The organism is Thioclava sp. F34-6 (assembly GCF_002213235.1).
Taxonomy (GTDB): Bacteria; Pseudomonadota; Alphaproteobacteria; order Rhodobacterales; family Rhodobacteraceae; genus Thioclava; species Thioclava nitratireducens.
Map to the genome: position 1 here is coordinate 329,410 of NZ_NBOA01000006.1, position 21,608 is coordinate 351,017.

The following is a 21,608-nucleotide window of genomic DNA, read 5'->3' on the forward strand; positions in this document are numbered from 1 at the left end:
TCCTCAGAACAGGAAATACCGCTGCGCCAGCGGCAGAACCTCCGCCGGTTCGCAGGTCAGCAATTCGCCATCCGCACGCACTTCGTAAGTCTCGGGATGGACGTCGATCTCGGGCGTCGCAGCGTTGTGGATCATCTGCGCCTTGCCGATGCCGCGCGTGCCCTCGACGGCCAGCGTCTGTTTCTGGAGCCCAAGTCTCGCAGCCAGCCCGTTGGCTTGCGCCGCCTGACTGATGAAAGTGACCGAGCTTGCGTGCCGCGCCCCGCCAAGCGCCCCGAACATGTTGCGCGTGTAGAAAGGTTGCGCCGGGATCGAGCCGTTCGGGTCGCCCATCTGCGCCGAGACGATCGAGCCGCCAATCAGCACCATGTCGGGCTTCGCGCCGAAGAAGGCCGGGTTCCACAGCACCAGATCGGCGCGCTTGCCGACCTCGACCGAGCCGATATGCTGGCTCATCCCGTGGGTAATCGCCGGGTTGATCGTGTATTTCGCGATGAACCGCTTCACCCGCACGTTGTCATTGTCGCCCTGCTCTTCCGGCAGACGCCCGCGCTGCTTGCGCATCTTGTCGGCGGTCTGCCAGCAGCGGATGATCACCTCGCCCACGCGGCCCATCGCCTGACTGTCCGAGCTGATGATCGACATCGCGCCCATGTCATGAAGGATGTCTTCGGCCGCGATCGTCTCTTTCCGGATACGGCTTTCCGCGAAGGCCACATCCTCCGGCACCTTGTTGTCGAGGTGGTGGCACACCATCAGCATATCGAGGTGCTCTTCGATCGTGTTGCCCGTATAGGGCCGCGTCGGGTTCGTCGACGACGGGATCACGTTCGGCGCGCTCACCACCTTCAGGATGTCCGGCGCATGACCGCCCCCTGCCCCTTCGGTGTGGAAGGCGTGGATCGTCCGGCCCTTGATCGCGGCCAGCGTATTCTCGACGAAGCCGCTCTCGTTGAGCGTGTCGGTGTGGATCATCACCTGCACGTCCATGTCGTCGGCCACCGACAGGCAGCAGTCAATCGCGCCCGGCGTCGTGCCCCAATCCTCGTGCAGCTTCAGCGCCGCAGCACCGCCCTCGACCATCTCGACCAGCGCCTCGGGGCGCGAGGCATTACCTTTGCCTGACAGCGCGAGGTTGACCGGCAGCGCATCAAAGGCCTGCAACATCCGCGCGATATGCCACGGCCCCGGCGTGCAGGTCGTGGCCAGTGTGCCATGCGCAGGCCCCGTGCCACCGCCCAGCATCGTCGTGATTCCGGCGGCCAGCGCATCCTCGATCTGCTGCGGGCAAATGAAGTGAATATGAGCGTCGAACCCGCCCGCAGTCAGGATTTTTCCTTCCCCGGCAATGACTTCCGTGCCCGGCCCGATGATGATGTCGACATTCGGCTGGGTATCCGGATTGCCAGCCTTGCCGATCGCCGCGATCTCCCCATCCTTCAGGCCGACATCCGCTTTGAAGATCCCCGAATGATCCACGATCAGCGCATTGGTGATCACCGTATCGACCGCGCCGCCCGCGCGGGAGACCTGGCTCTGCCCCATGCCGTCGCGGATCACCTTGCCGCCGCCGAACTTGACCTCCTCGCCATAGGTGGTCAGGTCGCGCTCGACCTCGATGATCAGATCGGTGTCGGCGAGCCGCACCCGGTCGCCGGTGGTGGGGCCGAACATATCGGCATAGGTGCTACGCGAGATCGAAGCCGGCATCAGAGCGCCCCCATAACTTTCTGATTGAATCCATAGACTTCGCGCGACCCGCGATAGGGCACCAGCCGCACTTCGCGGCTCTGGCCCGGCTCGAACCGCACCGCCGTTCCGGCCGCGATGTCCAGCCGGTAACCGCGTGCGGCGTCCCGGTCGAACTCCAACCCCGGATTGGTCTCCGCGAAATGGTAATGCGAGCCAACCTGCACCGGGCGGTCGCCGGTATTGGCGACCATCAGCGTGATCGCCTCGCAGCCCTCATTCAGCGTGATCTCGCCCACAGCGGGCAGGGTTTCTCCGGGGATCATCGGCTCACTCCTTGTTGCGGCGCAGCGCGCGCGCCAATTCCGGTCCGACATAGGCGACCACTGCGAGCGCAAGCAGCCCGATCAGCGGACCGTCGTGGAAAAACCATGTGCTTCCCGCGCCGTGGCCGGGATGGGCCAGTGCGGCTGTGGGGGCGAGGACGGCGAGTGCAGCTACAAATTTCATCGGACGGCCTTTCATTAGCAGAACTTATTTTGGATCGGTCTGTATAAGCTGAACTTATCTCAGCGGATCGGATGATGGACGGTGACGAGCTTCGTCCCGTCCGGGAAGGTCGCTTCGACCTGAATGGAATGGATCATCTCGGGGATGCCCTCCATGCATTGATCGGCCGAGATCACCCCTGCCCCCGCCTCCATCAGATCGGCGACGGAGCGGCCCTCGCGGGCTCCCTCGACGACGAAATCCGAAATGATTGCAATAGCTTCCGGGTGATTGAGCTTCACGCCGCGTTCCAGCCGGTTGCGCGCGACCATCGCGGCAACGCTGATCAGCAGCTTGTCCTTTTCCCTCGGTGTCAGGTTCATCGTATTTCCTCAGATCTGCCACACGCGCGGCGCCGCTTGGTCGCGCCGCAACGCATTGAAAAGTCGTAGAATTTGTCGCCGCATCGGCCAGCCGTCCTGCGCGAGCAGACGAATGACGCATTTGCCGTCGAAGCCCGAGGCCGCTCCCTCGACGCCCGGCTCATCGAGCACCGCGCGAAGGGGCTCCACCGCGTCTTCCGCGCCTTGCCGACACAGAACGAGCGTCGCAAAAGCACGGGCCTCTCCCAGAACGGCGCTTCGCCCCCCCTTTGCCAAAATGTCGGAATTCAACAAGAAGGGCTCGAAAAACACTGGCTTTCCGGCGCGTTCGATCCGGCGCATGTCGAAAAACTGTAAGTCCCGCACCTGCTCGCCCATCGCGGCCCGGCCCAGCACCACTGCCTCGAGCATCAGGCAGGACGCATTGGAGGCCAGCGAGATCGTCGTGTCGCGGGCCAGCTTCGCGCGGTCGAAGAGGATCGTCTCCTGCGGCAGCCAATCCAGATGGCAGCCGGAGCCGACACTGTGCCGCACCTCAACCTGCGCAGGCCCATCGTCGGCGCGATAGGCACGCTCGGCGGCTTGTGTCGTCGCGACGAGCATTGCGCCCGCGTCCAGTTGGGTTTCGTAGGACAGCGTATCGCCAGAGGTCAAACCACCGGAAGTATTCAGGAAAACCACCTCCGGCGAACCGGGAACGCGCGGCAGAATGGCCTTGGCAGACCCGCTTTGGTGCAATCCGGTCAGCCGCGCGCCGGAAAAGCCGGCCCGCGCCGCGCCGCGCGAACGCTGCATCCGGACGGCAGGTTTGGTCTGAAGCTTCGCGTCGAACATCGGTCCCTCCGCTTCGATCCAAGACCGCGGCAACGGGGCGGTCCATGCCCTGCACGCGCAGATCCGGCTTTGATCGAAGCGGAACGACGGCCGTGCCCATTTGGCGCGCAGTTCGCCCTTTTTTTAAGCCAGTATGAATCAGCCCAAGGGACCGGGGCGGCGTTCCTCGCTGAGGAGCACATTCGCCTCGACCTGGCCGACCCCGGGCAAGGTCATGATACGACGCCGCAGGACCCGCTCAAAGTCAGGCAGATCACGGGCGGTGACGCGTAGCCGGTAATCAAAAAGCCCGAGGACGTGTTGCACGAGCTGCACCTCTGGGATCGCGGTGACCGCGCGCTCGAAATCCTCGAGGCTGACGCGGCCCTTCGCCGCGAGTTTCACGCCCAGAAACACCGTCACCCCGAAGCCAAGCGCCTCGGGATCGACGATCACGCGCCGGCCGGCGATGACTCCCGCCTCCTGCATGCGACGGATTCGCCGCCATGTCGCGGGCTGCGAGAGGCCAAGCTTGCGGCCCAGAGCGCCCGCACTTTGCGTGGAATCGCGACTCAGCGCGCGCAGCAACTGGCGGTCCAGATCGTCGAGATCGAGGCTCATATCGGCAGCTCCGCGCTGGACTTGATCGTCGCGATGAGCATCAGCGCGTCGAGTTCGGAGATATGCGGCAGGGTCAGGATGCGATTGCGGTAAATCTCCTGATAATGCGCCATGTCGCGGGCGATCACCTGCAGGCGCATATCGGTGGAACCGAGGAAGCTCTGGATTTCAATGACTTCGGGAACCTCGCGCGCGGCGGCGATGAATTCGTCGAAGGCGCGCGGATTGGTTTTGTCCAAGGTGAAGCGCAGAGATACCTCGACCGCCCAGCCGAGAGCGTGCCAGTCGATCAGCGCCTCTTCGCCACGGATCACGCCCCCTTCGCGAAGCTTCTCGATCCGGCGCCAACAGGTCGCGGGCGTCACGCCGGCGCGTTCGGCCAGTTCGGCAGAAGGAAGCCCCGGCTCCGCCATCATCTGACGCAATATCCGGCGGTCCGTATCGTCAATTTGCATGACTTTTCCATTATTTTCTAATAGTGCGAATGAATTTTACCCACTTTAGCGGATATTCTCAACTTCTGAACGCATATTCGCGAAGAACCTCCTATTCTCACACTCAGACAAAAAGGAGGAACGCCATGCGCGTCTATTATGATCGCGATTGCGATGTGAACCTGATCAAGGACAAGAAAGTCGCCATTCTCGGCTACGGCTCGCAGGGCCACGCACACGCGCTGAACCTGCGCGACTCAGGCGCGAAGAACGTGGCCGTTGCGCTGCGTGACGGCTCGCCCTCGAAAGCGAAAGCCGAAGCCGAAGGCCTGCAGGTTATGGGCATCGCCGAAGCGGCTGCCTGGTGCGATGTGATCATGTTCACCATGCCCGACGAACTTCAGGCCGAGACCTACAAGAAGTATGTCCATGAGAACCTGAAAGAAGGCTCGGCGATCGCGTTCGCCCACGGCCTGAACGTTCATTTCGGCCTGATCGAGCCGAAGCCCGGCATCGACGTGATCATGATGGCGCCGAAAGGCCCGGGTCACACCGTGCGCGGCGAATACACCAAGGGCGGCGGCGTGCCCTGCCTCTTCGCGGTTGAAAACGACGCGACCGGCAAGGCGCAGGACATCGCGCTGAGCTACTGCTCGGCCATCGGTGGCGGCCGCTCGGGCATCATCGAGACCAACTTCCGTCAGGAATGCGAAACCGACCTGTTCGGCGAGCAAGCGGTTCTCTGCGGCGGCCTCGTCGAGCTGATCCGCATGGGTTTCGAGACCCTCGTGGAAGCCGGTTACGAGCCGGAGATGGCCTATTTCGAGTGCCTCCACGAAGTGAAGCTGATCGTCGACCTGATCTATGAAGGCGGCATCGCGAACATGAACTACTCGATCTCGAACACGGCCGAATACGGCGAGTATGTCTCGGGTCCGCGCATCCTCCCCTACGAGGAAACCAAGAAGCGCATGAAGGACGTCCTGACCGACATCCAGACCGGCAAGTTCGTGCGTGACTTCATGCAGGAAAACGCGGTCGGCCAGCCCTTCTTCAAGGCGACCCGTCGCATCAACGACGAGCACGAGATCGAGCAAGTCGGCGAGAAGCTTCGCGCCATGATGCCCTGGATCTCCAAGGGCAAGATGGTCGACAAGTCGCGCAACTGATCTGCACGGCTTCCACGAACTCGAACCCCCGGCCTAAGTGCCGGGGGTTCTTTTTTGGTCGGGTTACACCCAGTAGCTCGCGCCATTGGCCATGTTCATCGTCACGCCCCAGGCGAGGTAGAAGAGCCACGCGCCGGTCAGGAGCTGGAACACGCCGCCGGTTTTCTCCGCCGCCTCGCTATTGGTCCAGCGGGCGCCCAGCTCGGCGAGATAGATCAGCATCAGGCCGATGAAGAGAATCGCGGCCGGGATGTCGCCATTGCCCCAGAACGAGATGGTGCCCATCGCGCTCAGCCCGAACAGCGGAATCGCCATCCACGCCTCCGGCCCGGGATCGGAATGGGTGTAGCGTCGCAGGCCGATGACGAACCAGTGGATGCCGTAGAGCGAGAACGCGACGGCCGCCATGTAAAGCGGGGCCGCGTTGGCGAAGACCGGGAACCAGGTCAGGCCGATCATCAGATAGATGCCGGTCAGAAGCTGCCCGAAGCCACCGAGGAAGATGCCCCAGAGGCCCAGGGTTCGTTCCTGCGCCAGCGGGTCACCCGACCAACTCGGCCCGTTGGCGACGGCCGCACCGCCCTGAACGAAATAGTTGATCGAGAGGGACAGGAAGCCGACTGCGAGCGGCCAGAAATCGGATGTGGGAAATAAGGACGATTGGTCCATGACGCGCCTCCATAAATTTCGTCCCTCCACTGCCCCAAGGCGGCGGAAAGCCTTGAAGTTCAGTCACGTTTTGGTCACTTCAGGCGCGACCGCGGCAGCGCGCCGCCTTGCGGGGCCACGGCGTTCTTGTCACAGTTCCGCGAATTGAAAGGGAAGCAGATGGCCGGACCCGACCACGACGAACTCGAAGCGATCTTCGAGGAGCGCGCAAAATTCTTCACCCCGAAATGGTTCGGCGATCTCTTCGCCGGACGGCTCGCGCCGGGAGATACGTTCTGGGCTGGCAATTACGGACCCGCGCTGGTGGTGGTCCCGCTGATCGTAATCCTGGCATTGTTCACCGCACTGATCTCGCCGGGCCATCTTGGCGGGTTCTTCGGAAGCTTCGCCGTGGCGGCCGGGATCTACCGGATCGCGGTGCTGGTCGGGCTCATCCGCTCGGTCTGGCGCGCGGAGGCGGGTCCGACATTCTGGCGATGGGCGGGCGTGCTCTGGACCGTGTTCGAAGCGGTTGCCCTGATCTGGCTGGGGCTGGACCTCTTCGGCCAGTAGGCAAATGGGGGCGCGACGCCCCCTAATTCGCTCTTCCAATATATCCCCGGGGGGCGGTCGCAGGCCGGGGGCAGCCCCCCCTTAGGCGGTTTCGGCCTCGACGGCGGCGACGATGCTGTCGACCGTCGCTTCCAGAAGCGTTTCGTCCTCGCATTCCGCCATCACGCGGATCAGCGGTTCGGTCCCCGACTTCCGGATCAGCAACCGGCCCTGACCGTTCAGGCGGGTCTCCGCATCCAATATCGCTTTTGCAACATTATCGGCGCTCAAAGGCTCCTGCCCCGCCTGATACCTTACGTTTTTCAACATTTGCGGCACGGTCTCGAATTGCCGCACAAGGTCGGAAGCGCGCTGACCGGTCTCGACCATCGCGGCGAGGAATTGCAGTCCAGCCATCAGCCCGTCGCCTGTCGTGGCGTAGTCGGTCATCACGATATGGCCCGACTGCTCGCCGCCCAGGTTGAAGCCGCCCTCACGCATCCGCTCGACCACGTAGCGGTCGCCGACCTTGGTGCGCTCGAGCCGCAGCCCCTCGGCCTCTAGGAAGCGCTCCAGCCCGAGATTGGACATGACGGTCGCCACCAGCGCGCCGCCCGAAAGCTGCCCCGACTGCGCCCAGCGTTTCGCGAAGAGCGCCATGATCTGATCGCCATCCGCGACATGGCCGGTTTCGTCGATGATCATTACCCGGTCGGCATCGCCGTCGAGCGAGATCCCGAGATCGGCGCCATGCGCCACCACGGCCTCGGCGCAGGTGCTGACATGGGTCGAGCCGCATCCGTCATTGATGTTGCGCCCGTCGGGCGAGACGCCCACGGGGATCACCTCGCAACCCAATTCCCAAAGCACGTCCGGCGCCGCACGATAGGCCGCCCCGTTGGCGCAATCGACGACCACTTTGAGGTCGGGTTTGCGCAGTTTCGGGAAGGTCGTCTTGGCATATTCGACATAGCGCCCAAGCCCATCGTCGATCCGCTTGGCGCGACCGATATTCTCGGGGCGCGCGAGCCGGATCTCGGTGTCGAGCATCGCCTCGATCTCGGTCTCGGCCTCGTCGCTGAGCTTGAACCCGTCGGGGCCGAAGAACTTGATCCCGTTATCCTTGGCCGGGTTGTGGCTGGCGGAGATCATGATGCCCATATCCGCGCGCATCGAGCGGGTCAGGTAGCCCACGGCGGGCGTCGGCACCGGGCCGAGCAGCAGCACGTTCATCCCCGTCGAGGTCAGGCCCGCGGTCAGCGCGTTCTCGAACATGTAGCCCGAGAGCCGCGTGTCCTTGCCGATCACGACGCGGTGGCCGCGTGAGTCGTCCTGCCGGAAATAGCGGCCCGCCGCAGCGCCCAGTTTCAGCGCCATCTCCGCGGTCATGTGCCCGGAATTGGCCTCGCCGCGCACACCATCGGTACCGAAAAGCTTCCTGCTCATTCCTCGAATCCTCTCTTGATCGCGTCCCAGAGACGGATGCCTTGGGCGATCTCGGCCACATCGTGGACGCGGTGAATCTGGATGCCTTGATCGAGCCCGGCGAGTGTCACGGCCAGCGTACCGGGGGCGCGCTGGTCGGCCTCTTCCGCGCCGCCCACGGCCCCGATGAAGCGTTTGCGCGACACGCCGAGCAGGACAGGGCAGCCCAGCCCGTGAAACAGGCTGAGGCCACGGATCAGGGCAAGGTTGTGCTGCGCGGTCTTGCCGAAGCCGATGCCGGGATCGGCGATGATCGCCTCGCGTGCGATGCCGTAATCCTCGGCCAGCGCGATGCGGTCCTCGAGATAGTCGTAGACGTCGAGCAGCACATCCGTGTAGCGCGGATCGTCCTGCATCGTCTCGGGCAGGCCCTGCGCGTGCATCAGGCAGATCGGCGCGCCGGAGCCCTGCGCGACCTCGACCATCGCCGGATCGAATTCCATCGCGGAGACGTCGTTGAGCATCGCGGCCCCGGCCTCCAGCGCCTGATCGGCAACCAGCGATTTGCGGGTGTCGATGGATATCGGCGCGTCGAAATCTGCATCGCGCAGCGCGGCGATCACGGGTGCGGTGCGGGCGATCTCTTCGTCCTCCTCCACCTCGGTCGCGCCGGGACGTGTCGACTCGCCGCCGATATCGAGAATGTCCGCGCCCGACTTGCGCAAGTCGAAGGCGCGTCCGATCGCAACGTCCTCGACGTCGAAGCGCCCGCCATCGGAGAAGCTGTCAGGCGTGACGTTCAGGATGCCCATGATCCGCGGCGCATCGAGCGTGATCCCGGCGACCGAGGTGCGCGGATTGCACAGCCGCTCCCTCACCTCTTCGGGCAGATGGGCCGCGGGAATGATCTCGGGCTCGCCGTCGCGGCGCAGAAGCTCCACCTCGTCGAACCAGCACCACCCCCCCGCGAGGGTCAGTGCCGTGTCGGGACGGGCGGAGTCGGTTCGGGCGATCGGGCGATAGTAGAGCTTCTCCATGCGCTCCATTCACCCGATTGCGCGCGAGAGTTCAAGACGTTCAGAGCGGGCGCGTCTCCACCGGCACGCGGCTTCCTGCCGGGGCTGAAACAGTCCCGTGAAGTTCCAGCCGGGTCGCGGCCATCTGCTCGGCCAGCCAGAGCGCCAGCGCCATCGCGTCGCGGGCGGGGCTTTTCGGACCGTCGGTTGCGTCCAGCACGATCTTGGAGGGCGCCCAGACCACCATCTGGCCGTGGCGCATCGCCCAGTCGATCTCGGTGCGCGTCGCCACCACGACGCAGCGCGGATCGCGCGCAGCAAGACGCCAGGCGTTCTGCTCGATCGCGAGAAGGTCGATGCGGCGCTGCGTTGGTCCCTGCCCGCTTTCGGGAACCTCTCCGTCAGGGAGCCCCACCGCGAGGATGACCGGGTGGCCCGCCTCCTGCAGCACGTCGAGCCGCGCCGACAGGTCCGGCGAGTCGATGGCCGCGTTCGAGAGATAGGCGACGATCGGGTGCAGGCTTTCCTCCACCCCGCTCGCGTCGATGCTTTTCACCGGGACGGAGGCGCGGGAGCGCACGATCTCGACGCCGAGCGCGCCGGGGCCGCGGTCGAGCTTCTCGATCCGCACGAAGACGCGCATCGCCTGCGGGCTGGCGAGGATGCGCTCCGCCACGCCGGCGGCGAGCGTCTCCAGCAGGTTCACCCGCTCTTCGGCCAGCTCCGCCGCGATCGCCTCGGTGATACGGTCGTAGGACAGGATGCGGTCCACATCGTCCTCGAGCGGCTCCGGCGTCGGCCGCACCTCCACCACGACATTGAATTGCAGACGTTGCGTATGGCCGCGCTCCTGCTGGAAGGCGCCGATATCGGCCTCCACCACATGGTCGCGCAGCGAGATGCGATCCCGGGGATCGGTGGGCGCAGATGCGGCCGCCCGCGCTTCGGGATGCGAGAAGGCGAGGGAAATGTCGGAACTCATGCGCGCCTCGGGAATTTTTCAGTCATGTCGAGCAAGTCGAGCATAGGAAAAGGGCGGACCGAAGCCCACCCTCAACCGTCGTTTCATCGCCTGCCCGCGACTCGGGCCTCCGAAGACGCGGCCTCAGTTCGAGGCGGTGCGCACCGGGTTGGCGTAGAAGATGTGATGGCCGATCGACGCGGTCTTCGCAAAGCGGCGCGACCAGCTCGGGCGTACGGCGCGGGTATGGAAGTACGTCGCCCCTTCGGTCAGCGAGCGCGGCGCGCCGTCGATCATCGCCCGGGCGACTTTCGCGACCTCGGCGAAGGCCCCCTTGTTGTGGACCGTATCGGCGCGACCGTCGCAGTACCAGCTGAACTGGCACGCGCGCGAGTTGCCCTGATGGACGACGCCGCAAATCGAGCCGGGGAAGCGCGGATCGTCGACACGGTTCAGGATAACCTCGGCGACGGCCTGCTGGCCCTTCACGCTTTCTCCACGCGCCTCGAAGTAAAGCGCCTGCGAGAGACATTCGAATTGTTTGTCGCCCTTCGCAGCGGGTTGCTCGGACAGCCATTTGGCAGAAAGGACATCCGGCAGAGTGGCATGCTTCTTGGACCGGGCCGGCGCCATCGTGAGCGCGGTGACCCGTCGTTTGTCGATCGCGCTCATCGCGGAGCGCTCCGTCCACAGGACCGACATCAGTCCTTGTTCGGCGACCTCAGTGGGGTCGTTCGACTGGCTTACCGTGACTTCGGCACGCAAGCCTCCGGCGAGGGCGAGGAGGATGACAGCACCCCCCGTCCAGCTTTTCAGCAGTGACATGGTTTTCTTCCGATAAGAACAATCGCCGCGCACCCCCCATTGAGCCGCGACGGCGCATCGCTTACCCGAGCGAGCTACCCATGTCTAGGTTTTCACGCAAATATGCGCAGCCCCCTGCGGAGCCACGGCGGATTCTTGCCAAAATGCACGGTGATTTGCGTGCTATGTCCCTCGTCAGTCGCATACCGCGATGAGCGCCGATTTGCCAATGGTATTTGAGAAAAACCGCCGAAATTCCGCCTCTGTGACATTACCTTTACGGAAAGGATCGTCCGCGCGGCGCCAAGAGTGCGAAATGGGCAGCGGCGAGACGGGCGACCGGCACCCGGAAGGGCGAACAGGAGACATAATCGAATCCCGCAGCCCGGCAGAAGGCGATTGATTCGGGGTTTCCTCCATGCTCTCCGCAGACCGAGATCGTGACATCGGGCCGGGCCGAGCGTCCGCGCGCGGCCCCGATCAGCAGCAACTCCCCCACCCCTTCGACGTCGAGAATGTGGAACGGGTCTTCCGCGTAGACCTGCTGGTTGACGTAGGTCGACATGAAGCGCCCCGCGTCGTCGCGTGAGAGGCCGTAGGTCATCTGTGTGAGGTCATTGGTCCCGAAGGACAGGAAAGCCGCGTGCTCGGCGATTTCGCCAGCGCGGAGCGCCGCCCGGGGCGTCTCCACCATCACGCCGAGGCGGTAGGTGAAGTCTGCCTTGGTCTCGGTGCGCACGGCGGCCGCCACGGCGTCGATGCGAGTCTTCACGATCTCCACCTCGCGCGAGGCGGAAACGAGCGGGATCATGATTTCCGGCACCACCTCGGCGCCCCGGCGGAGCGCCTCCACGGTCGCCTCGAAGATGGCGCGAGCCTGCATGTCGTAGATCTCGGGCACGGTCACGCCCAGACGCACGCCGCGCATCCCCAGCATCGGGTTGAACTCGGACAATGCCTCCACCCGGCGCGTGACCTCCGACAGCGGGCGATCCAACGCCTCGGCCAGCTCGCGCATCCCCTCGCGGTCATGCGGCAGGAATTCGTGCAGAGGCGGGTCGAAGAGGCGGATACAGACCGGCTCGCCCTTCATCAACTCGAACAGCGCCCCGAAATCGGCCCGCTGCATCGGTAGCAGCCGTTCGAGAGCGGCGCGGCGATCCTCCGGCCCGTCGGCGAAGATCATCTCGCGCATCACCGTCAGGCGGTCTTCGTCGAAGAACATGTGCTCGGTCCGGCACAGCCCGATCCCGTCGGCCTCGAACATCAGCGCGGTGCGCGCATCCTCGGGCGTGTCGGCATTCGCGCGGATACCGATGTCGCGCACCAGATCGGCCCAACTGAGAAGCGTACGGAACCCGTCGTCGAGCGCCGGCGCCAGCATCTCCGCCGCACCCACCAGCACCTCGCCATTGGTTCCGTCGAGCGTGATCGTGTCGCCCTCGCGGAACAACCGTCCCTTGGGGCCGCGGAACTGGCGCTCGCGGCTGTTGATCTCGATCTCTGCGCCGACGATGCACGGCAGCCCCAGGCCGCGCGCGATCACCGCCGCGTGCGAGGTCATCCCGCCGCGCTCGGTCAGCACGGCGACGGCCGCATGCATCCCGCGAATATCCTCGGGTGAGGTTTCGCGGCGCACGAGGATACAGGGCTCGTCGCGCGCAGCAGAGGCCTGCGCAGCCGCCGCAGAGAACACGATCTTGCCGGTCGCCGCCCCCGGAGAGGCCGCGATCCCGCGCGCGAGCACGTCACGCGGCGCGCGCGGATCGACCTGATAGTGCAGAAGCTCGGTGATGGCGCGCGGCTCGACGCGCAGCAGCGCATCCTCGCGCGAGATCACGTCATCATTGGCCAAGGCCACCGCGATGCGCACGGCGGCGCGCGACGAGCGCGGCACCCGCACCGCGTCGATCACATGGACCTTGCCGCTCTCGATGGTGAACTCGATCTGCATCTCCTCGCGCAGCTTCACCCGGCAGCGCGCGCCGTAATCCTTCAGCGTGTCGAACACGCCGCTATCTGCCTCTTCCAGCGAGGCGCCGCGCGGGTCGCGCGTGAGATAGAGCGTCTCCACCGCGCTGGTACGGCCCTGGCTCTGGCCGCGGAACCGCCCGGTGATCTGCGGCGCGCCGGTCACGCTGTCGACGAATTGCATCGTGCCCGAGCCCGACAGGCCCGGCCCTATCCCCAGCGCCATCTCTTGCACCAGAAGGCCCAGCACGGCGTCGGGCGGCGCGCCCTTGGCCTGCCGCAGGAGCCGCGCCGTCGTGCCTTCCCAGGCCCGCGCCATCGAGCGCAGCACCTCGGCCAGTTGCCGCGCGCCCGATTGCGGAAACCGCTCGTCGGTTTCTTCCTCATAGGCGTCCAGCGCCGCTTCCAGTGCGCCCGGCCCCGGCTCCTGCTGGAACATGTCCGGGTCGAGCCGCGCGACATGGATCGAGTAGAGCTGCACGAAGCGAAGATAGAGCGCGTCGGCGGCCTCGGAGCCGTGCGTATTCGACAGCACCGCATGCATGTCGTCATTCATGCCGACATTGAGCACCGTGCCCGGCCCGCCCCATTCGGGATTTTCGGGGCTCGGTCGGACCGAGACCAGCATCTCCGGCCCGAAGCACTCCGCGATCGCGGTCATGTCGAAAACCTGCCCCGACGCGATCGCGCGCACCGTCTCGGCGGGCAGCGCGACGGTTTTCGGGACGGGAAGATCGAGCCGGATCAGCCGCTGAAGGCATTTCGCGCGCCAGCCGTGGCGTGCCTTATCGACCGACGCCGACGGCGCAAGGGTCACAAAATCAGCGTTTTCAACGGGTTTCTGCATCGCAGCGCGCCTTCTCTCTCGACGCAGGATAGGCTGATTCCCGCCTCTCGCAAGTGTGACATTCGGACAGAGGACGCGGCGTCACAGGACCACCCTGTTTCGGCCTTGCGACAGGAGGCGCCGTGCGGGCGCCTCCGGCGGGGATATTTACATCAAGAGGAAGGATCAGCCTTCGATCTTGGTGAGGTCGGCCACATCGAGACAGATCTGCCGGATGCGCGAAAGCAGGTTGAGACGGTTGCGCCGCAGGATCGGGTTGTCGGCGTTGATCTGCACCGCCTCGAAGAAGGCGTCGATCGGCGCGCGCAAATCGGCCATGGCGGACATCGCAGCGGCGAAATCCTCTGCCTGCATTGCGGGGGCGATCTTGGCTTCGGCGGCGTCGAGCGCGGCGAAGAGGGCTTTTTCCTCGTCGGTTTCCGCGAATTTCGGATCGGCGCCGAAGCTGTATTCCACCCCGTCCTTTTCCTCGGCCTGCGTGAGGATGTTGTTCGCGCGCTTGAAGCCCTGGATCAGGTTCTCGCCGTCGTCGGTCTTGAAGAAGTCCGACAGCGCCTCGGCGCGCTTCACGACGAGGGTGAGATCGTCAGAGCCCGGCATGGCGAGCACGGCGTCGATCACGTCGTGGCGGATGCCCGCATCGCGCAGGTGAACCTTGAGGCGGTCGTGGATAAACGAGAGCAATTCGTTCGTGTCGGCGAACCGTCCATCGCGCTCGCCAATCTGGTCAGCAGCAATAGAGAATGGCGACGGGGAAGTATTGAGCTTAATGCGAAGCCCGTTGCTCAGCACCAACCGGATCACCCCCAGCGCGGCGCGACGCAGCGCGAAGGGATCCTTCGAGCCGGTCGGCTTCTCGTCGATCGCCCAGAAGCCGGTCAGCGTGTCGATCTTGTCGGCGAGCGCCACGGCGACCGAGACGGGCTCAGAGGGCACCGCATCGGACGGGCCCAGCGGCGCGTAGTGGTCGCGGCAGGCATCGGCGACGGCGTCGGACAGCCCCGCCTTTTGCGCGTAGTAGCGGCCCATCACACCCTGCAGTTCCGGGAATTCGTAGACCATTTCCGAGCGCAGATCGGATTTGGCGACGCGGGCGGCCTCGGCGGCGAGGTCGGGCTTCGCGCCGACCAAGGGCGCGATTTCGCGCGCGAGGTTTTCGATCCGGCGGATACGGTCGCCTTGGCTGCCGAGCTTGTTGTGGAAGGTCACGGCGTCGAGCCCCGCGCCCATCCCTTCGAGCCCGTGCGCCTGAACGGTGCGCAGGTCGTTTTCCCAGAAGAACTTGGCGTCCGACAGACGCGCCGAGAGCACCTTCTGGTTGCCCGCGAGGATCGTCGCGCCGTGATCGGCGGTCTCGCGGTTGGCGACGGTCACGAACCCCTCGATCCGACCGGTCTTGGGGTTCTTCACCGAGAAGAATTTCTGATGCTCTTTCATCGAGGTCTGCAGCACCTCGGGCGGCAGGTCGAGGAATTCGCCGTCGATCTCGCCCATCAGGGTGACAGGCCATTCGACGAGGCCCGAGACCTCGGCCAGAAGGCCCTTGTCCGGCACCACTTCCCAGCCCTTGGCGAAGGCCATTTGCGCGGCGTCGTGGTCGATCGCCTCGGCACGCTCATTGGGGTCGAGCATGACCTTGGCGGCTTTCAACTGCTTGGCGTAGCTCTCGTAGCCCGAGACCTGAAGCAAATCGGGCGCCATGAAGCGGTGACCGCGCGTGGTGTCGCCGGCCTTGATGCCGTCCACGTCGAGCGGCACGACGGTCGCGCCGGCCTCGTCGGTCAGGATCGCGAGGATTGAATGCAACGGGCGGACCCAGCGCAGGTTGCCCTCGCCCCAGCGCATTGATTTCGGCCAGGGGAAGTTGCGGATCGTCTTCTCCAGCACCTCGGCCACGATCTCGGTCGCGGGACGGCCGGGCTTTTCGATCACCGCGAAATAGACCTGCCCCTTCTTGTCGTCGCGCGCCTCGAGCTGATCCATCGTCAGCCCGGTCGAGCGCAGGAAGCCCTCGATCGCCTTCTCCGGCGCGTCGGTGCGCGGGCCCTTGCGCTCTTCGCGCAGGGTCGGCGAATTGGCAGTCAGCCCCTCGACGGTCAGCGTCAGGCGGCGCGGGGTCGAGAAAGCGCCGGCGGAGGCATAGGTCAGACCCGCCTCGACGACGCCATCGGTGATCAGTTTCTTCAGATCCTCGCGGGCCTTGGGCTGCATCCGCGCGGGGATTTCTTCGGAGAACAGTTCAATCAGAAGATCGGGCATGTCATTTCTCCGCTTCGTCGTTCAGTTGGTGCCAGACATAGGCCCGGCCATCGGGATAAAGAGCCACGACCCGGTCGACGCCGGGGTGGATGTTGTGTTGCGACAGGAAGGCCACCGCGCGGCCTGCCTCGAGGTCGGCGCCGATGGTTTTCGCATCGTAGCAGTCGAACCATTTCGGGCCGATCAGCGGGGTCGGTCGGTCATAGACCTCATAGGTCTCGGTCGCCGTTGCGATCGACAGATCGGTGTCGAAGCAGGCGCGGTAGCGCAGGGGCGAGCTGTCCGCGTCGATCCCTTTGTAGCCTTCGGCGTCCAGCGGATCCTGCGTCGTGCCGTCCAGCTCCATCAGCGAGACTTTCGCCGCGTCGGAGCCCGGCGCGATCTCATCGTAATAACCGTATTCCTGCGAATAATAGACCACCGCGCCGAAGACGAGCGCGATCACCACGATGCCGCCTCCGATGAGTTTACCATTCACGCGACGGCCTCGCCGGCTTCGGTTTGGGAGGCCCCGCCTGCTTCGGTGAGCACGAAAGCGTCGGCGCAGGCCTTCGCCAGCGCACGGACGCGGCCAATATAGGCCTGACGTTCGGTGACCGAGATCACGCCGCGCGCGTCGAGCAGGTTAAAGAGGTGGGACGCCTTGATGCACTGGTCATAGGCCGGGTGCGCCATGATGATCTTGCGGCCCGCGTCGTCGGTTTCAGGCGAGGCGAGGATGCGTTCGCATTCGGCCTCGGCATCCTCGAAATGGCGCAGCAGCGTCTCGGTATCGGCCACGTCGAAATTCCAGCGCGAATATTCCTGCTCTGTCTGGCGGAACACGTCGCCGTATTTCAGCGCGATCGGCGCGGACGGGTCGTTATAGGGCATGTCCATGACGTGATCGATGCCCAGCACATACATCGCCAGACGCTCGAGCCCGTAGGTCAGCTCGCCCGAGACCGGCTTGCAGTCATGGCCGCCGACCTGCTGGAAATAGGTGAACTGGCTGACTTCCATCCCGTCGCACCAGACTTCCCAGCCAAGCCCCCACGCACCGAGCGTCGGGCTTTCCCAGTCGTCTTCCACGAAGCGGATATCGTGCAATTCGGTGTCGATCCCGATCGCGCGGAGCGAGCCGAGATAGAGCTCCTGCAGGTCCGGCGGGCTCGGCTTGATGAGCACCTGATACTGATAGTAGTGCTGCAGGCGGTTCGGGTTCTCGCCATAGCGGCCATCGGTCGGACGGCGCGAGGGCTGGACATAGGCGGCCGCCCACGGCTTGGAGCCGAGCGCGCGCAGCGTCGTCGCCGGGTGGAAGGTGCCTGCCCCCACTTCCATGTCATAGGGCTGCATCACCGCGCAGCCTTTCGAGGCCCAATAGCTCATCAGGCGCAGGATGATTTCCTGAAAGGATTTCGGGGCGTCCGGGTTTGCCATATTTCGCACCTTCCGTTGAAGCGCCTTCTCTCTAGGCAAGGGGCGCGGGGGCGTCAACGCCCTGCAAGAGTTCGGGCAGGCGATCCGCGACATGCGGCGCGCAAAGCTGCGGCCCCTGCCCCACACCGGCGGATTTCGTGACCCGAACGGGGGCGTTTGGGGGGTGACCTCGGCTCGCGTTGCGCTAAGTTCGGGGGAAAAGCTTATATCATCGGGGAGTGGCAATGCGGGCAATTTCACGGACAGTTTCGATCGTCGTCGGGGCCAGCCTGACCGGCATGGTCTGGACCGGCGCGGCCTGGGCCGAGGCCTGGGTACAGATCGAGGCGAAAAGCTCGCTTGCCCAAGCCGAAGCGCGCGCCCGCGACTGGGCGGGCATGTTCCCCGACACGACCGGGTTCCGGCTTGATTCCGGCTGGTACGCGATCGCGCTTGGCCCCTTTGCCGACGATGCGGAGGCGAATGCGCGGCGCCGGGTTCTGCGCCGCGAGGGTCTGATCCCGCGCGACAGTTTCGTGGCCGATGGCAACAACTTCCGCCAGCAATTCTGGCCGGTGGGCGCGACATTGAACACAGCCCCGCAGGCGACCCAGCCCGCCCCGCAGGCCGACACGCAAAGCGACGTGCGCGGCGCGCCGATGCCTGCGCCGATCGACGTGGAGCCGCTGGACGGTCCGGATGAGACGGCGCAATCGAGCGATCAGACCACGCCACCCGATGCGATGGCGAGCACACCCGATACGTCTGCCCAAGATACCACCACCGCGCCCGAAGCGCTGAACTCCGACACCACCGCGGCGACTGACGCACCGGCCCTGCGGGACGTCACCCCAGCCCCGCAAGAGGCTACGCCCGCGCCCGAGCCTGTGGAGACGCTGGCGGAGTCGCGCCGTCTCGAAGCCGCCCTCGATCCGCAGACCAAGCGCGACATCCAGACCGCGCTGGAATGGGAAGGCAGCTATCAGGGCGCGATCGACGGGATTTTCGGCCGTGGCACGCGCGGCTCCATCGCCGATTGGCAGTCGAAGAATGGCTACCAGCCAACAGGCGTCCTGTCCTCGACCCAGCAGGCCGCACTTCTCGACAAGGTCGCCTCCGAGCGCGCGGCGCTGGGGCTGCAGACCGTCACCGAGCAGGAAGCCGGGATCCGGATCGAGTTGCCGATGGGGCTGGTGAAATTCGCCCGCTACAACGCGCCGTTCGTCAATTACGCACCCAAGGACGACAGCGGCGTGCAGGTACTGCTGATCTCTCAGCCCGGCGACACGGCGCGGCTGCGCGGGCTCTATGACGCGATGCAGACGCTTGAAATCGTGCCGACGGGCGGCGAGCGCAACATCCGCGGCAACAGCTTCACCATCGAGGGCGAGAATACGGCGGTCCATTCCTACACCCATGCGGAGCTCTCGAACGGGCAGATCAAGGGCTTCACGCTGGTTTGGCCCGCCGGGGACGACAAGCGAATGAATCGCGTGCTCGACGCGATGAAGGGAAGCTTCACGCCGATCGGCTCCAAGACGCTCGACTCGACGCTCGGTCAGCCGATGTCGGTAACGCGGGCCGCCCTGATGGCGGGGATCGAGAAACGCGCACCGGTCTTCTCGCGCTCGGGCTTCTTCATCGATGCGGACGGCCATGTGCTGACCGCCGCCGAGGGGCTCGACCAGTGCGGCCGGATCACGATCGAAGACCATGCCGCCTCACTCAGCTTCGACAGCGGCGCCAAGGGTTACGCGGTTCTGACGCCGCAAGACACGCTCGCCCCGAGGGAAGTCGCGAAATTCAATCCCGACGCGCCGCTGGCCGGGGCGAAGGTCGCGGTAGCGGGCTTCTCCTACCCCGAAGCGCTCTCCGCGCCGGTGCTGAATTTCGGTACGCTCTCGGCGCTCAAGGGGCTGGAAGGACAAGACAATCAGGCCCGGATCGAGGCGCAGACCCGCGCGGGCGACGTGGGCGGGCCGGTGCTCGACGGGACGGGCGCGGTCGTGGGGATGTTGCTGCCCGCGAGTGACGACGCGAACCGGGTGCTGCCCGACAATCTGAGCGTCGCGCTGCAAAGCAAGGCAATGACGCCGGGGCTGTCGGACAAGGGATTCACGCCGAAAGAGGCGGGCATCTCGGCCAACCGCGCGCCGGAAGACCTGCAGCAGATGGCCGACGGGATGGTGGTGCAGATTTCCTGCTGGAAGTGATCAGCCCCGCCAGAAGCGCGGCAGCAGCAGCACGAGCACGCTCATCAATTCGAGCCGCCCGAGACACATCGCCGCGCTCATCAGCCACTTCGCGCTGTCGGGGAAATCCGCGACCGAGCCGTTGGCGGTGATCTCGGGCCCCCATGCGGGGCCGATATTGGCGATCGAGGTCCAGGCGGCGGTCATCGCCGTCTCGGTTCCGAGCCCGGTGAAGGTCAGCGCGATGATCAGCATCCCGAAGATCAGGATGAAGAGCGAAAAGAACGCCATCACCGAGTTGACCACGCTATCCTCGACCGGGCGCCCGCCATATTGCACCTTCAGCAGGCGGTGGGGCGAGTAGAGCCGCTGGATCTGCGCCTTGATCGCCTCCAGCAGGATCAGGTAGCGGAACACCTTGACGGAACAGGCGGTGGAGGCCGTGCAGCCCCCGATCAGTCCGGAAATCAGCAGGATCGTGAAGGCCAGATGGCCCCATTGGGTCACGTCCTCAGAGGCATAGCCGGTGCCGGTGAAGGTCGAGACCACGTTGAACGTCACCTCCCGCAGCGTCGGCCAGAAAGAGGCCTCGTGGCGGATCATGCGGTAGAGCACGATGATCGCGATCGCGTAGCCCATCCAGCGCAGGAAGGCGCGCACCTGCGGGTCGCGCCACAGTGGCATCGTATCGCCGCGCATCACCTGAACGAAGCGGATGAACGGCATCGCGGCCAGCGCCATGAAGACCGAGGCCGCGTATTCGGGTGCGCCCTTATAAACGGCGAAGCTGGCGTCGTAATTCGAGAAGCCGCCCGTGCTCATCGTCGTAAGGGCGTGCATGATCGCGTCGAACCCCTTCATGCCGAGACCGATATAGGTCAGCGCGCAGGCAATCGTCAGCCCGACATAGATGCGGATCAGCGCGGTCGAGATATCCATTGCGCGCGGCAGAATTTTCCCAAGCGTGTCAAACCCTTCCGAGCGGAAGAACTGCATCCCGCCGACCTTCATCACCGGAAGGAAGATCATCGCGACGATGATGATCCCCAGACCGCCCAGCCATTGCAGCAGTCCGCGCCACAGGTTCACCCCCGGCGGCAGCGTATCGAGTTGCGGAATCGCGGTGGTACCGGTCGTGGTCAGCCCTGACATCGCCTCGAAATAGGCATCGACCAGAGACAGATGCGGCACACCCAGCATGAAAGGTAGCGCCCCGAAGAACGGCAGCGTCAGCCAGACGAGCGAGGTCAGCAGAAAGCTTTGATGGATCGAGAGCGTCCGCGCCAGCCCGTCGCGGGAGGCCAGCGCCAGCAGCGCGCCTGCCGTCGTCGTCAGCACCGCGCTTTCGACGAAAACCAGCCAATGCGCTGCACCATGGCCCAAATCCACCGCCGCCGGGATAAGCATCGTCAGCCCCAGCACGGATGTCAGCATTCCGATGATATATCCAACCGGGCGCAGATCGATCATGCGCCCCACCTTGCCCAGAGCGTCAGTCTAGTCAATCCCGGACCGGACCGGGACAGGCGCGCATCGGTGCGGATCGACTTTGCAAACTCTCGCACATTGGTCAGTAAATTTGCCCAAGTTTGCAGGTAGGCCCTTGCGCTGCGGCGCGGCAACTGTACCGTAGCGGCCACTTTCGACAACAGGGAGAACGCTATGTTCAACAAGATCCTCGTGGCCAACCGTGGCGAGATCGCCATCCGGGTGATGCGCGCCGCCAACGAGCTGGGCAAGAAGACGGTCGCCGTCTACGCCGAAGAGGACAAGTTGGGCCTGCACCGCTTCAAGGCCGATGAAGCCTATCGCATTGGCGAAGGCCTCTCGCCCGTCGGCGCCTATCTCTCGATCGAAGAAATCATCCGCGTCGCCAAGGAAAGCGGCGCCGACGCGATCCACCCGGGCTATGGCCTGCTGTCGGAGAACCCCGA

Annotated in this window: 21 protein-coding genes; 4 read left to right on the top strand and 17 right to left on the bottom strand. The window is 65.0% G+C overall.

What is annotated here, in order from left to right:
- Positions 1–3 precede the first annotated feature (3 nt).
- From ureC to B6V72_RS14865, 7 genes are all read right to left on the bottom strand, one after another.
- The gene (ureC, locus tag B6V72_RS14835) at positions 4–1,710 is read right to left on the bottom strand and encodes an urease subunit alpha (protein WP_088735893.1); all 1,707 of its coding nucleotides are present in this window, start codon (positions 1,708–1,710) and stop codon (positions 4–6) included.
- Positions 1,710–2,015, bottom strand: a complete 306-nt coding sequence (locus B6V72_RS14840) for an urease subunit beta (protein ID WP_088735894.1) — start codon at positions 2,013–2,015, stop codon at positions 1,710–1,712. Before B6V72_RS14840 ends, ureC begins: the two co-directional genes overlap by 1 nt.
- Before the next feature lie 4 nt (positions 2,016–2,019).
- The gene (locus B6V72_RS14845) at positions 2,020–2,199 is read right to left on the bottom strand and encodes a hypothetical protein (protein WP_075776944.1); all 180 of its coding nucleotides are present in this window, start codon (positions 2,197–2,199) and stop codon (positions 2,020–2,022) included.
- Positions 2,200–2,258: 59 nt separating this feature from the next.
- Positions 2,259–2,561 carry an urease subunit gamma gene (locus tag B6V72_RS14850; RefSeq protein WP_075776945.1) on the bottom strand — a complete coding sequence of 101 codons (303 nt, stop codon included), beginning with the start codon at positions 2,559–2,561 and terminating at the stop codon, positions 2,259–2,261.
- A gap of 9 nt (positions 2,562–2,570) precedes the next feature.
- Positions 2,571–3,356, bottom strand: a complete 786-nt coding sequence (locus B6V72_RS14855; protein ID WP_240497736.1) for an urease accessory protein UreD — start codon at positions 3,354–3,356, stop codon at positions 2,571–2,573.
- 177 nt (positions 3,357–3,533) lie between these two features.
- Complete coding sequence (locus B6V72_RS14860) at positions 3,534–3,995, bottom strand: Lrp/AsnC family transcriptional regulator (RefSeq protein ID WP_075776947.1); 462 nt, start codon at positions 3,993–3,995, stop codon at positions 3,534–3,536.
- On the bottom strand, positions 3,992–4,450 hold the full coding sequence (locus B6V72_RS14865) for an Lrp/AsnC family transcriptional regulator (protein WP_075776948.1): 459 nt from the start codon (positions 4,448–4,450) through the stop codon (positions 3,992–3,994). Before B6V72_RS14865 ends, B6V72_RS14860 begins: the two co-directional genes overlap by 4 nt.
- A gap of 29 nt (positions 4,451–4,479) precedes the next feature.
- Here B6V72_RS14865 and ilvC point away from each other — a divergent pair, with 29 nt between their 5' ends.
- On the top strand, positions 4,480–5,598 hold the full coding sequence (gene ilvC, locus B6V72_RS14870) for a ketol-acid reductoisomerase (RefSeq protein WP_276206175.1): 1,119 nt from the start codon (positions 4,480–4,482) through the stop codon (positions 5,596–5,598).
- Positions 5,599–5,661: 63 nt separating this feature from the next.
- On the opposite strand, the gene B6V72_RS14875 is transcribed toward ilvC, so the two are convergent.
- Positions 5,662–6,267, bottom strand: coding sequence for a hypothetical protein (locus B6V72_RS14875; RefSeq protein ID WP_088720095.1), 606 nt, complete (start codon positions 6,265–6,267; stop codon positions 5,662–5,664).
- 159 nt (positions 6,268–6,426) lie between these two features.
- Here B6V72_RS14875 and B6V72_RS14880 point away from each other — a divergent pair, with 159 nt between their 5' ends.
- A complete protein-coding gene (locus B6V72_RS14880; RefSeq protein WP_088722497.1) occupies positions 6,427–6,819 on the top strand; it encodes a hypothetical protein in 393 nt (130 codons plus the stop codon).
- Positions 6,820–6,900: 81 nt separating this feature from the next.
- On the opposite strand, the gene glmM is transcribed toward B6V72_RS14880, so the two are convergent.
- The 8 genes from glmM to B6V72_RS14920 all read right to left on the bottom strand — a co-directional run bounded on the left by glmM (position 6,901) and on the right by B6V72_RS14920 (position 17,503).
- A complete protein-coding gene (gene glmM, locus B6V72_RS14885) occupies positions 6,901–8,244 on the bottom strand; it encodes a phosphoglucosamine mutase (protein WP_088720093.1) in 1,344 nt (447 codons plus the stop codon).
- Complete coding sequence (folP, locus tag B6V72_RS14890; protein WP_088735908.1) at positions 8,241–9,260, bottom strand: dihydropteroate synthase; 1,020 nt, start codon at positions 9,258–9,260, stop codon at positions 8,241–8,243. Before folP ends, glmM begins: the two co-directional genes overlap by 4 nt.
- Positions 9,261–9,300: 40 nt before the next feature.
- On the bottom strand, positions 9,301–10,221 hold the full coding sequence (locus B6V72_RS14895) for a dihydroneopterin aldolase (RefSeq protein WP_075776953.1): 921 nt from the start codon (positions 10,219–10,221) through the stop codon (positions 9,301–9,303).
- 123 nt (positions 10,222–10,344) lie between these two features.
- Complete coding sequence (locus tag B6V72_RS14900) at positions 10,345–11,025, bottom strand: cell wall hydrolase (protein ID WP_075776954.1); 681 nt, start codon at positions 11,023–11,025, stop codon at positions 10,345–10,347.
- A gap of 256 nt (positions 11,026–11,281) precedes the next feature.
- Positions 11,282–13,822 (bottom strand): putative PEP-binding protein, encoded by a 2,541-nt coding sequence (locus B6V72_RS14905; RefSeq protein ID WP_088720091.1) that lies wholly within the window; start codon positions 13,820–13,822, stop codon positions 11,282–11,284.
- A 165-nt stretch (positions 13,823–13,987) separates the two neighbouring features.
- On the bottom strand, positions 13,988–16,081 hold the full coding sequence (gene glyS / locus B6V72_RS14910; protein WP_088735896.1) for a glycine--tRNA ligase subunit beta: 2,094 nt from the start codon (positions 16,079–16,081) through the stop codon (positions 13,988–13,990).
- Between the two features lies 1 nt (position 16,082).
- Entirely contained in the window at positions 16,083–16,559 is a 477-nt protein-coding gene (locus tag B6V72_RS14915; protein ID WP_088722494.1) for a DUF6446 family protein, read from the bottom strand.
- Positions 16,556–17,503, bottom strand: a complete 948-nt coding sequence (locus tag B6V72_RS14920; RefSeq protein ID WP_088735897.1) for a glycine--tRNA ligase subunit alpha — start codon at positions 17,501–17,503, stop codon at positions 16,556–16,558. The genes B6V72_RS14915 and B6V72_RS14920 overlap by 4 nt, the downstream gene beginning before the upstream one ends.
- 224 nt (positions 17,504–17,727) lie before the next feature.
- On the opposite strand from B6V72_RS14920, the gene B6V72_RS14925 reads away from it, so the two are divergent.
- Positions 17,728–19,695: a trypsin-like peptidase domain-containing protein gene (locus B6V72_RS14925; protein WP_088735898.1), complete on the top strand. Its 1,968-nt coding sequence runs from the start codon at positions 17,728–17,730 to the stop codon at positions 19,693–19,695.
- Here the strand turns inward: B6V72_RS14925 and B6V72_RS14930 are convergent, their stop codons facing one another.
- The gene (locus B6V72_RS14930) at positions 19,696–21,144 is read right to left on the bottom strand and encodes a TrkH family potassium uptake protein (protein ID WP_075776959.1); all 1,449 of its coding nucleotides are present in this window, start codon (positions 21,142–21,144) and stop codon (positions 19,696–19,698) included.
- Positions 21,145–21,336: 192 nt separating this feature from the next.
- Here B6V72_RS14930 and B6V72_RS14935 point away from each other — a divergent pair.
- Positions 21,337–21,608, top strand: a 272-nt coding sequence (locus B6V72_RS14935; RefSeq protein WP_146696208.1) for a biotin carboxylase N-terminal domain-containing protein, incomplete at its 3' end; no start/stop codon positions are given.

Coding starts and splice junctions, on each gene's coding strand:
- ureC (WP_088735893.1), bottom strand. CDS start 1,710: ATGCCGGCTTCGATCTCGCGTAGCACCTATGCCGATATGTTCGGCCCC.
- B6V72_RS14840 (WP_088735894.1), bottom strand. CDS start 2,015: ATGATCCCCGGAGAAACCCTGCCCGCTGTGGGCGAGATCACGCTGAAT.
- B6V72_RS14845 (WP_075776944.1), bottom strand. CDS start 2,199: ATGAAATTTGTAGCTGCACTCGCCGTCCTCGCCCCCACAGCCGCACTG.
- B6V72_RS14850 (WP_075776945.1), bottom strand. CDS start 2,561: ATGAACCTGACACCGAGGGAAAAGGACAAGCTGCTGATCAGCGTTGCC.
- B6V72_RS14855 (WP_240497736.1), bottom strand. CDS start 3,356: ATGCAGCGTTCGCGCGGCGCGGCGCGGGCCGGCTTTTCCGGCGCGCGG.
- B6V72_RS14860 (WP_075776947.1), bottom strand. CDS start 3,995: ATGAGCCTCGATCTCGACGATCTGGACCGCCAGTTGCTGCGCGCGCTG.
- B6V72_RS14865 (WP_075776948.1), bottom strand. CDS start 4,450: ATGCAAATTGACGATACGGACCGCCGGATATTGCGTCAGATGATGGCG.
- ilvC (WP_276206175.1), top strand. CDS start 4,480: ATGAATTTTACCCACTTTAGCGGATATTCTCAACTTCTGAACGCATAT.
- B6V72_RS14875 (WP_088720095.1), bottom strand. CDS start 6,267: ATGGACCAATCGTCCTTATTTCCCACATCCGATTTCTGGCCGCTCGCA.
- B6V72_RS14880 (WP_088722497.1), top strand. CDS start 6,427: ATGGCCGGACCCGACCACGACGAACTCGAAGCGATCTTCGAGGAGCGC.
- glmM (WP_088720093.1), bottom strand. CDS start 8,244: ATGAGCAGGAAGCTTTTCGGTACCGATGGTGTGCGCGGCGAGGCCAAT.
- folP (WP_088735908.1), bottom strand. CDS start 9,260: ATGGAGAAGCTCTACTATCGCCCGATCGCCCGAACCGACTCCGCCCGT.
- B6V72_RS14895 (WP_075776953.1), bottom strand. CDS start 10,221: ATGAGTTCCGACATTTCCCTCGCCTTCTCGCATCCCGAAGCGCGGGCG.
- B6V72_RS14900 (WP_075776954.1), bottom strand. CDS start 11,025: ATGTCACTGCTGAAAAGCTGGACGGGGGGTGCTGTCATCCTCCTCGCC.
- B6V72_RS14905 (WP_088720091.1), bottom strand. CDS start 13,822: ATGCAGAAACCCGTTGAAAACGCTGATTTTGTGACCCTTGCGCCGTCG.
- glyS (WP_088735896.1), bottom strand. CDS start 16,081: ATGCCCGATCTTCTGATTGAACTGTTCTCCGAAGAAATCCCCGCGCGG.
- B6V72_RS14920 (WP_088735897.1), bottom strand. CDS start 17,503: ATGGCAAACCCGGACGCCCCGAAATCCTTTCAGGAAATCATCCTGCGC.
- B6V72_RS14925 (WP_088735898.1), top strand. CDS start 17,728: ATGCGGGCAATTTCACGGACAGTTTCGATCGTCGTCGGGGCCAGCCTG.
- B6V72_RS14930 (WP_075776959.1), bottom strand. CDS start 21,144: ATGATCGATCTGCGCCCGGTTGGATATATCATCGGAATGCTGACATCC.